The 1697-nt window shown below is 60.6% G+C and carries 1 protein-coding gene; it reads right to left on the bottom strand.

The window, feature by feature from the left end; genetic code table 11:
- A partial coding sequence (locus ACED67_RS21580; RefSeq protein ID WP_395543803.1) for a hypothetical protein occupies window positions 1-1697 on the bottom strand: 1697 nt, incomplete at both ends.

The following is a 1697-nucleotide window of genomic DNA, read 5'->3' on the forward strand; positions in this document are numbered from 1 at the left end:
CCGGTCGCCTCAGAAACAAAGGTCAGGCCCTGATAGTACTGGCGCTGGCTCTCTCCCGTGATCAGGGGCATCCTGACTGTCACAATGCCGCTTGCCGTCGCGACATAGCTGATCGTCCGATGGCGCGCAAAGCCCGGCCACAGCGGGTTGCTGTGCGGCTGGAGCATGGGAAGATCGGCAGTCTTGAACTCGATGAACGAAGTCAGATGGTTGCCCGGCTGGTCCGCAGCCAAGTCACGAAGTCCTTGCTCCCCGAGGCCGCGGGCGATCCGCGAGAACATGATGAGCATTTCATGGTGCTGGGAAATGCCCGCCCCGTTCTGGGATTGCTTTCCGGGAATGTCGATCTGCGAACCCCAAGCGGCCAAGGCATAGACGAGCCGTGCGGTCTGCACTTCGGTCAGGACATCCAGAGTGGACAGCATCACCATGTCATCTACCAGAGTGTTCTGGTAGTAGTTTCCGCTCTCCAGCGGGAAGGCATTCAGGTAGGTCGTCAGCCGCTCATGGCTATCGATATCGTGGTTTCCGCCGCGATACATAGCCAGCGCCAGGTTCAACCTCTCAAGGCGCGCCAAGCCGATCTCTGGATCCACATAGCCCGACATTCCGGTCGACGAGAACCTATACCCAAACAGGGTGTCGCACAGATCGTCGATATAGGGCACGTTGATATGGCCCGGAGTCCATGTGGAGTGCCGGAAGACTTGCTGAGGGAATTGCTTCGATCCTGGCGTTGTTACGGGCTGGCTTGCGGAGAAGACGAAGCCTCCGACCTGATCGAGCAAACCTTTCCGGTGCGCCTGCGATGTTCCCACATACCTGCCGTCTGGGCCGCTTGCCGCATTGGCAATGCCGTCATCCAGTGACAGCATGTCCGGCCAGCGACGATACAGATTGTTGATTTCAAAGGTCTTGCGATAGTTGATGTCGGCATAGTTAACCGCCTTATCGTCGAGTTTCACATATTTGATCCCCGGCCCGAACGGTACGCCGGTGCTGGTGTTGCCGGAGAACATGCGGTTGTCGAACGCGGCATAGCCTTGGTCGCTGTAGTCAAGCGGCACGACAAAATTCTTCATCGCTCCGTTGATGTGGAAATTGACTGGCGTCGACACGCCAGTGACCGGGTGCTGGAAAGAAGACGCCAGCATCTGATATGCCGGGGTTGGCTGGTCCATGGTCGCTTGTCGGCCTGAAATCGGGGTGCCGACCACAATGCCGTCCCGGAGGTACGGTACCAAGCCCACAGACCCCACATTCCGCCCGAAGCGGCTGATTGCGCCGAGAGTGAAGCACCACCGATATGCCAGCGCGCCATAGGTCACGCCATCCGGGGCATAGTCGATCTGCCAGCAGCCATTGCCGGTCAGGGTGATATTCGTGGTCGTGCCCGAGACAGCCGCCGTAATGGCCGTGCCGCCGCCATAGGGGCGTGCCCGCAGGGTGCCGGTGCCAGCCGGGGTCTGAACCGCCAGCGTGCGGCCATCCACCGATGCCACGGCGATCTGCGGGCCAGCAGCGGAGACAGGCGGAAGCCATGCCCCGACAGTCCGGGTCGTATCGGGCGCAACCATCACGGCGCGGTATTGCCGCCCGACCTGATTGGGCACGACGAAGAATTCGCCAGCCGTCGCGGTCTTTTCGGTCGCATAGGTCGAACCGCCGTTGTCGGTGCGCTCGATCAGGTAGGACGG

Source organism: Neotabrizicola paludis (assembly GCF_044142105.1).
Taxonomy (GTDB): Bacteria; Pseudomonadota; Alphaproteobacteria; order Rhodobacterales; family Rhodobacteraceae; genus Pseudogemmobacter.